At 70.3% G+C, this 8,943-nt stretch carries 5 protein-coding genes; 1 reads left to right on the top strand and 4 read right to left on the bottom strand.

Annotation, left to right across the window (positions count from 1 at the left end; genetic code table 11):
• From ACWEQG_RS34840 to ACWEQG_RS34825, 4 genes are all read right to left on the bottom strand, one after another.
• Window positions 1-4,121: amino acid adenylation domain-containing protein (locus ACWEQG_RS34840; protein WP_452291382.1), on the bottom strand; the 4,121-nt coding region annotated here is incomplete at its 3' end.
• Window positions 4,122-4,178: 57 nt separating this feature from the next.
• Window positions 4,179-4,895 (bottom strand): tryptophan 2,3-dioxygenase family protein, encoded by a 717-nt coding sequence (locus ACWEQG_RS34835; RefSeq protein ID WP_452291380.1) that lies wholly within the window; start codon window positions 4,893-4,895, stop codon window positions 4,179-4,181.
• Between the two features lie 3 nt (window positions 4,896-4,898).
• Complete coding sequence (locus ACWEQG_RS34830; RefSeq protein ID WP_452291378.1) at window positions 4,899-6,152, bottom strand: pyridoxal phosphate-dependent aminotransferase; 1,254 nt, start codon at window positions 6,150-6,152, stop codon at window positions 4,899-4,901.
• A gap of 46 nt (window positions 6,153-6,198) precedes the next feature.
• Window positions 6,199-6,945: an SDR family NAD(P)-dependent oxidoreductase gene (locus tag ACWEQG_RS34825; protein WP_452291376.1), complete on the bottom strand. Its 747-nt coding sequence runs from the start codon at window positions 6,943-6,945 to the stop codon at window positions 6,199-6,201.
• A 331-nt stretch (window positions 6,946-7,276) separates the two neighbouring features.
• Between ACWEQG_RS34825 and ACWEQG_RS34820 the strand changes: the two genes are divergently transcribed.
• The gene (locus ACWEQG_RS34820; protein ID WP_452291374.1) at window positions 7,277-8,878 is read left to right on the top strand and encodes a (2,3-dihydroxybenzoyl)adenylate synthase; all 1,602 of its coding nucleotides are present in this window, start codon (window positions 7,277-7,279) and stop codon (window positions 8,876-8,878) included.
• Window positions 8,879-8,943: the final 65 nt, after the last annotated feature.

Below are 8,943 nucleotides of genomic sequence, written 5' to 3'. Positions count from 1 at the left end.
ATGGGGATGTCGGTGCCGGCGCCGATGCGGGTCAGGGTCGCGGCGAGGGCGGCGTGGATGACCATGAACAGGCTGGCGTGGTGGGTGCGGGCCAGGTGGTTGAGGCCGTGGTGGGTGGCGGGGTCGATGGTGAAGCTTGTGGTGTGGCCGCGGTGGGTGGCGATGGGGGGGCGTGGCCGGTCGGCGGGCAGGGGGAGTTGTTCGGGCAGGCCGGTCAGGGTGGTGGTCCAGTAGGCGAGCTGGCGGGCCTGCAGGCTGTTGGGGTCGTCGGGGTCGCCCAGCAGGTCTTGCTGCCACAGGGTGTAGTCGGCGTACTGGACCGGCAGCGGTTCCCAGGCGGGGGCCTGCCCCTGACGCCGGGCGGCATACGCGGTCGCCAAGTCGGCGGCCAGCGGCCGCAGTGACCACCCGTCCCCGGCGATGTGATGCACCACCACCACCAGCAGCACATGCTCGGCGGGCACCGTGGGGCAATCGCCGGACTGCGCTGCCTGCGCTGTCCGGTGCGCCGAACTCGATGAGGCGTCGGAGGTCACGGTGAACAGCCACGCGCGGATCGGCAGGTCGACCGCCAGGTCGAAGGCGTGCCGGACCGCGTCGTCCACCAGCCCGCTCACCTCATCCGGGGCCGCCTGGACCGTCGTCAGCTCAACATGAGCTTGGTCGAGGGTGTGCTGGTGGGGGATGCCGTCGATGTCGGGGAAGACGGTGCGCAGGGTTTCATGCCGGCTCACCACGTCGTTGAGTGCCGTCGCCAGGGCTTCGGGGTCGAGGTCGCCGGTGAGGCGGAGGACCAGGGGGATGTTGTAGGTCGGGCTGGGGCCTTCGAGGTGGTGGAGGAACCACAGGCGGCGCTGGGCGAACGACAGCGGCAGGATGCGCGGCCGTTGCTGCGCCGTCAGGTGCGGGCGGGAGGGTGCCTGGGCGTCGAGGTGGCGGATGAGTCCGGCGGGGGTGGGGGTTTCGAAGACGGCGCGGACGGGGACTTCGGCGTTCAGCACGGCGCGGATGCGGCTGGTCAGTCGGGTGGCGAGCAGGGAGTGGCCGCCCAGGTCGAAGAAGTCGTCGTCCATCCCGGCCCGGTCGATGCCGAGGACTTCGGCGAACAGGCCGCACAAGATCTCCTCCCGGGCCGTGCCCGGAGCCCGGTAGGCCGCTTCGGTGGTCAGATGCGGTTCGGGCAACGCCGCGCGGTCCAGCTTGCCGTTCACCGTCAGCGGCAGCTGCTCCAGCACCACCACCGCCGAGGGCACCATGTAGTGCGGCAGGACCGCCCGCAGATGCTCGCGCACCTCCTCGGCCAGGTCCCCGTTCGCATCGGCCGGAACGACGTAGGCGACCAGATGCTTGCCGGCGTCCGTGCCGCGGCCGTCGCGGGCGAGCACGGCCGCCTGCCCGACACCAGGATGCTCCAGCAAGGCGGCCTCGACCTCACCCGGCTCGACCCGGAACCCCCGGATCTTCACCTGGTGATCGGCCCGCCCGACGTACTCGAGTTCGCCCTCGGAGTTCCAGCGGGCCAGATCCCCGCTGCGGTACATACGCGACCCCGGCGGACCGAACGGGTTGGCCACGAACCGCTCCGCCGTCAGTCCGGGCCGGCCGTGATACCCGGAGGCCACTCCCTCTCCGGCCACGTACAGCTCTCCCACCACGCCGGGCGGCACCGGTGCCAGACCAGGGCCCAGCACCCACATCCGCATGTTGCCGAGTGGCACTCCGATCGGGCTCGCTCCCGGCTCGTCGGGCTCGGCCGTCAGATGGAGGTACGTCACGTGCACGGTGGTCTCGGTGATGCCGTACATGTTCACCAGTGCGGGAGCGTTCGGCAGATCATCCGGATACCAGCCGCGGAGCCGGCCCGGGTCCAGCGCCTCACCCGCGAAGACGACCACGCGCAGTGCCGCGTCCGCGCGGGTCTCGGCCCGGTGCGCCGCGGACAGCTCGTAGAAGGCCGACGGCGTCTGGACCAGGGAGGTCACGCCCTCGGCGATCAGCAGTCGCCACAGGGCGGCCGGTGAACGCACCACGTCCCACGGCACCACCACCACGCGGCCGCCGTACATCAGCGCCCCGCAGAGCTCCCAGATGGACAGGTCGAAGGCCTGTGAATGACACCAGGCCCAGACGTCGCCGGGGCCGAAGCCGAACCAGTGGTCCGTGCCGCTGAACAGCGACACGACGTTGCGGTGAGTGACGGCGACGCCCTTCGGCGTCCCCGTCGAGCCGGAGGTGTACATCAGGTACGCCACGTGCTGCGGCAGCGACGGGCTCACGCGGTCCGCGTCGCACAGGTCGTGATCGGGGCCTCCGCCAAGCCCGTCACCGAGCAGATCGCCGACGAGAAGCCGGGGGACGTCGGTATGCGGCAGGACCGCCGCGGTGGCCACGTCGGTGACGATCATTTGTGGCCGGGCGTCGGACAGCACGAACTCCACCCGCCGGCTGGAGTGCTCCGGATCGAGCGGCAGGTATACGGCCCCGGCCTTCCACACGCCCAGCATCGCCACCACCAGGTCGGCCGACCGGGGCAACGCCACCGCCACCGACGTCCAGGGGCCCACGCCGTGCGCGGCAAGAGCCCGTGCGAGCCGGTTCGCCCGCGCGTTCACCTGCCGGTACGTCAGTGATTCGTCGCCGCACACGACGGCGACCGCGTCCGGAGTCGCCCTCGCGTGCCGCTCGAACGCCTCCGGTATTGTCACCGGCGGCACCGGCGCCGCCGTGTCGTTGAACTCACGCAGGAGCCGGTCGCGCTCCGCGCTCGTCAGCACCTCCGCCGCGCCCACCGGCTCCTGCGGACGGGCCGTCAACGCGCGGACGTAGGCGACCAGTCGCTCGGCGAAGCGCGTGGCGTCGGCGCTGCCGTACTGCGCGCCGGGAGCGTCGACGCGGACGTACAGGTCGCTGTCGTCGCGGCCGTCGTAGTACGTCGAGATCGTCAGCTCGGTCACCGCTCCGAACGATCCGCCGACGAAGCAGGCGGGGCTGCCCGCGAAGTCCAGCCCTTCGATGAAGGGGACGACGGTGAGGATGACCCCGAACGGGCTGCGTACGGAGCCTGCCAGCCCCACGGCCCGCTGGATCTGCGAGACCTGGAGCGTGGCGTGCCGGAAGACGGCGTGCCTGGCGTCGGTCGCCGCCTCGGCGACCTGGGCGAAGCTCGACGCGACCGGGACCTTCACCCGGATGGGCACGATGTTCGACATCAGCCCCGGGCTGTTCCTCTCGCCGCCGAGACGGGAGTTGACGGTCACGGAGAACAGCGGCTCCGGCAGATCGCACACGTGGCGGAGGAACACCGCCGTCGCGGCGGTCAGCAGGGCCGGCATCGTCACGCCGAGCGACTCCGCCGCCCGCGTCCACTCGTCGGCCTCGGCCCTCGGCACGGTGACGGTGCGGCTCACCACGCCGATCGACTCCGCGACGTCGTCCCACACCGCCGTACGCTCGCACGCGCCGCGCCCCGTCCCGGCGACGTCCGTCCGACCGGCGGGCAACCGCGCCGGCTGGGGTTCGCCGGCCAGATAGTCCCGCCAGAACCGCAGGTCCCCGGCGAATCGAGGGGACTCCTGGTAGCGGACGTCCTTGTCGTGGGCGTGCGCCGGATCGGCGTACGCCCGCGGTGGCACGGGGTCGGCGTTCTTCAGGGCCGTGTAGACCTCGGCGACCCGCTGCGAAGTGATCGCCATGAGGCCGAACGCGTCGGTCAGGATGTGATGGAAGATCACCGCCACGATGGACCGGGACTCGCCCAGACGGACGAGTCCCGCCCGGAACAGGGCGTCGTGGGCCAGGTCGAAGGGACGTCCCACCAGCTCTTTCACCAGAGCGCGCCCGGCGGTCTCCGGGTCGGCCTCGCCGCTGACGTCGGCGTGGAACGGATCCCATCCATCGAGGTCACGCGTGACCTGCCGCACCGCTCCGTCCTCGTCCTGCCGGAAGTTGACCAGAACGGTGCCGGTCTCGCCGAACACGGTCCTTAGTGCCGCGGCGAGGACGTCGGCGTCGACCTCGCCCCGGACCTCCCACAGAACGGCGACGTTGTTGGAAACCTCGGGCGAAAGCGTCTGCGCGAGCCACATGGCCTGCTGTGCCGACGACAGACCGGAAGAAGGCACCTCGATCATCCTTTGCGTCTCAGTCACTACTCGTGGATCGCGTGGCGGTCGCGCGGGTCAGGCTTCGCGGGCCGGGGCGAGATCGTCGTGGACCTCTCCTCGGAGCCGTCGCAGTTCGGGGAAGGGCATGGAGGTCCGCCGCACGAGGTGGGCCACCCCGCTCGTCCCGCCCGTTCCCGGCAGGTCGCCCAACATCCTGGACAGCAGGCTCAGGTGCGCGATCTTCCACCGCCAGTAGCCGTTGCCGACGTCCAGCAGCGACTCGGCGATGCGGTGGTAGACCCCGGCGCGGATGCCGGAGCGACAGACCTCGGTGACGGACAGGCCGCTGTGCGCGGTCGCGGCGCGGAACGCCTCGTACAGCCGGCCGGGCCGCCGGTCGTCGCCCAGCAGGTCCGTGAGCGTCCGGAACTGCGACGACTGCGCTCCGCTCGCGGTCTCCAGGTACGGCCGGAACTCGGCGAAGTGCCGCAGCGGCAGCCTCTCCAGCGCGACGAGCTGGTCGTGGAGGACCCGGAGCAGCTCGCTCACCCGCTGCAGGATCTCGGCGCTCAACTCTGCGTCGATCACGCCCGTCATAGGTGAGAGGGCGTCGGCCGCGGCGGCGAGGTCCACGACGACCTGCTTGAGCCAGAGCTCACACGACTGGTGCGCGACGATGAAGAGGTGCTCGGCCAGCACGAGAGCGGGATCCGCCGTGTCGGGTGCGTGCGGCACCTGGAGGGAGAGGAGGGTGTCCAGGTGCAGATAATCCGAATAGGTCAAGGCGGCCATACGTCACTCCGCAGTGCAGTCGTGGACGAAATCGATCAGCTTCCGCACGCCGGCGTCGAGTGAGACAGGGTCGACGCACAACGCGATTCGGACCAGGCGCCGGGACCACGGTGCGAACTCGGCCGACCGGATACTCCCGGCCTCGTCGACTTCGGGATGCCAGGCGAACGCGGTTCCCGGCACGACGGCGACACCCGCGGTGTCCAGCAACCGGGCGGTGAACGTCTCGGCGTCCATTCCGGTGCGTCCGATGTCCAGGAGTGCGTACCAGCCGCCGGCCGGCTGCCCGTGCAGCAGTCCGGCCTCGGCGAGCGGCGGCAGCGCGATGTTCCGGTTGTGCGCCACCAGTTCGTGGTTCCTCCCGGCGATGGCGGCACGCGCGCGCAACGCGGCCATGCCCGCGTGCTGCACCGGGGTGCAGGGCGCGATGATGGAGGCCTCCTGGACGAGGCGCAGCGCGTCGGCGGCCTGTTCGGTGGCCGCGACCACGTACCCCAGCCGGTAACCGGTCATGGCCGCGCTCTTGGAGAAGCTGTAGACGCTGTGCACGATGCGTTCGGCGAGCGGGACGTCCCGTTCCAGGGACGCCACCGAGACGTGCGCGCCGTCATACACGTAGTGCTCGTACGCCTCGTCGCTGACGACCTGCCAGCCCCGCTGGCGCGCCAGGTCGAGCAGTGTCCGCGCCAGCTCGTCGTCCAGAACGGCGCCACTCGGATTGGCGGGAGAGTTGAGCAGCATGACGCGCGTACGCGGACCGGCCACCGCCCGGATCCCGTCCGGGTGGGGCCGGAAGTCGGAGTCGAGCGGATAGAAGACGGGACGGAAACCGGCCAGCAGGCTCTGCTGCACGTGAACCGGCCAGTGCAGCTCGGGCAGCAGGATCTCGGCCCCGGGTTCGGCCAGGGAAAGGAGTAGCGCGGACAGGCCCTGACAGGAGCCGGGGGAGACGAAGATCCGGGAGACCGCGGTGCCCACGCCGTTGTCGGACTCGAGTTTCGCCACCAGGGCCTCCCGCAGTTCCAGGAGACCCTCCATGGACGCGTACCTGGTGTCACCACGTCGCAGGGCGTCCGCGAAGGCGTCGGCGACCTCGTCCGGCGGGCGGAAGAAGGGCTCTCCGACATGGAGTTTGTGCACCTGGACGCCGGTGGCGCGCTCCTTGGCCTCGACCTCCCGGAAGACGCCGTAGATGGCCGACGAGGGGATCGCCGCCGCCATCGCCAGGTGGTTCGCTGCCTTCAGGTGCGCGTTCACGCGTCGCCTCCGTGTGTCTCATGGCCTGCGGCGTCGTCCCGATCCGTCATGCCGTCCGGCCGCCGTCGATCGGGATCAACGCACCGGTGATCCATCCGGACAGTTCCGGATCGAGCAGGGAGCACACCCAGCGGGCGATCTCCTCGCCGTCGCCGAAACGGCCCATCGGCGTCGCCGAAAGGACACCGTCGCGCAGCGCCTGGGCCTGTTTCGCGGTCATCCCCGCGTCGTCCCACATGGGGGTGTCGACCGGGCCCGGCAGCACGGCGTTGACCCTGACGTCCGGGGCGAGTTCGCGCGCCAGTGAACGGGTCAGGCTGTTCAGCGCCGCCTTGCTGGCGCCGTAGTACGAACGCCCCGGCATGGACAGCACGCCGCCGACCGACGAGATGTTGACGACCGCTCCACGACTGGCCCGCAGGTGTGGAAGAGCGCATCGGATCATCTCCGCCGGCGCGCGGACGTTGACGCTCAGCAGCGCGTCGAAGTCCCCCGGATCGATCTCGCCCAAGCGGCCGAACCGGGCCAGCCCGGCGTTGTTCACCACGGCGTCGAGACGTCCGAACCGGTCGAGGGTGGCGGCGACGATCTCCTCCGCCGCGCCAGGTGCGGTGACGTCGGCGGGCACCACGTTTATCGAGCCCACGGCGTGTTCGGCCAGTTCTTTGAGCGGCGCCTGCCTGCGCCCGACCACCGTGACATCGGCGCCGAGGCCGGCGGCGCACGCCGCGACGCATCTGCCGATACCCGTTCCCGCGCCGGTCACGATCACCGACTGTCCGACGAGAGTCATCTCGTGAGACCCCTTCGACGTCCCCCGGCACGACGCTGTTGTAACCGGTTTCGAAGACGAGCGCTCGCCATGATCACCCCTAGGATTTCCGGCCCATGCGGACACGTGCGTTCCTCGACGTGTCCGAGGAACGCACCCGACAGTGACTGTTCCAGTTCTTCGAAATTCCGGGACGAATCAGAAAGATTGCGGAAAGAGCCGACAGCCGCGTTCGGGCCATCCCGTCGCCGTCCTTTCACGACTCTTTCCGAGACGTCGATTCACGCGGAGACGACGACGCACACTGGGGCCGCCGTCTTTCCGAGTCCGTCAATCACCGCAGGAGGGCACTGTGCTCGAAGGCTGCGTCCCCTGGCCCGATGAATTCGCCGCCCGATACCGTGAGGACGGCTATTGGCTGGGCCGGCCACTCGGCGAACTGCTGCACGAGGCATGCGTACGGCACGCCGATCGCGTAGCGCTGGTGAGCGGCGAGCGCCGGATGCGCTACCGGGACCTGGCGGAGGCGTCGACCAGGCTGGCGGGCGGACTGCTCGATCTCGGCGTCGGGTCCCTCGACCGCGTCGTCGTCCAGTTGCCCAACGTCCCGGAGTTCGTCGTGGTGATGCTCGCGTTGCTCCGCGTCGGGGCCATCCCCGTGCTGGCGCTTCCCGGGCACAGGAAAGTCGAGGTCACACATCTGTGCGCCCGCTCGGGGGCGATCGCCTACGTGACGATGGATCAGTTCCAGGGCTTCGACTACCGCGAGCTCGCCCGTACGGTGCGCGAGGATGTCCCCGCGGTCCGCCACGTGCTGGTCGCCGGCGACGCGGCCGAATTCACCGCTCTCGACTCCGTCGTGTCCGGACGCACCGACTTTCCCCGGGTCGACCCGGCCGAGCCGGCGTTGTTCCTTCTGTCCGGCGGCACCACGGGGCTCCCCAAGCTGATCCCGAGAACGCACGACGACTACGCCTTCAACCTGCGGGCCACCGCGCGGGCGCTGGAAGTGAGCGCTGCCGACGTGTATCTCGCGGTGAACCCCGTGGCGCACACCGCCGCGCTCGGCTGCCCGGGGGTGCTGGGCACGTTGCTCGCGGGAGGCAAGGCCGTGCTGACGACGAGCGTGCGGCCCGAGGAGGTCTTCCCCCTGATCCGGCGGGAAGGGGTCACCCTGACCACGCTGGTCCCGCCCTTGGTCCGGCTGTGGACGGACGGAGCGGAGAGGACCGGGACGGACCTGTCCGGGGTCACCCTGCAGGTGGGGAGCGCGAAGTTCGACCCCGAGCAGGCCAGGCGGGCACAGGAGGTGCTCCGCTGCAGGCTCAGCCACTGGTTCGGCATGGGCGAGGGCATGATGACCCACACCCGGTTCGGGGATCCGCGGGAGGTCATCCTGAACACCGTGGGACGCCCCCTGTGCGAGGCGGACGAGATCGTGGTGGCCGACGAGTCGGGGGCGCCGGTGCCCGACGGGCAGGAAGGCGAGTTGCTCGTCCGAGGGCCGTACACGGTGCGCGGTTACTACCGGGCGCCGGAGATGAACGCCAGAGCGTTCACCCCGGACGGATTCTTCCGTACGGGGGACGTGGCGCGTCGCAGGCCCGATGGCAACATCGTGATCGTCGGACGGATCACCGACGTGGTCAACCGGGCCGGCGAGAAGGTGCCGACGGAGGAGGTCGAGGAACACCTGCGCACGCATCCGGCCGTCCGGGACGCGGCCGTGGTCGGCGTCGAGGACCCGGTCCTCGGCGAGCGGAGCTACGCCTTCGTCGTGCTCCGTGACACGGAGCTCAAGCTGTCCTCGATCAAGGCGTATCTCCGCGAGCGTGGCCTCGCCACGTACAAGATCCCTGACAGGCTGATCCCCGTCGACGCGCTGCCGCACACCGCCGTCGGCAAGGTGGACAAGGCGGCCCTGCGGCAATCGGCGGCGAAGCCGGTGTCATGACGCCCGATGCCCTCTCCATGCGATCTCCATGCAATCCGTTCCTACGCTGACGAACGTGATGGAGC

Source organism: Microbispora sp. NPDC004025, assembly GCF_053604425.1.
The sequence above is the reverse complement of the archived record's forward strand: the minus strand, read 5'-3'. Positions and strand labels throughout refer to the sequence as shown.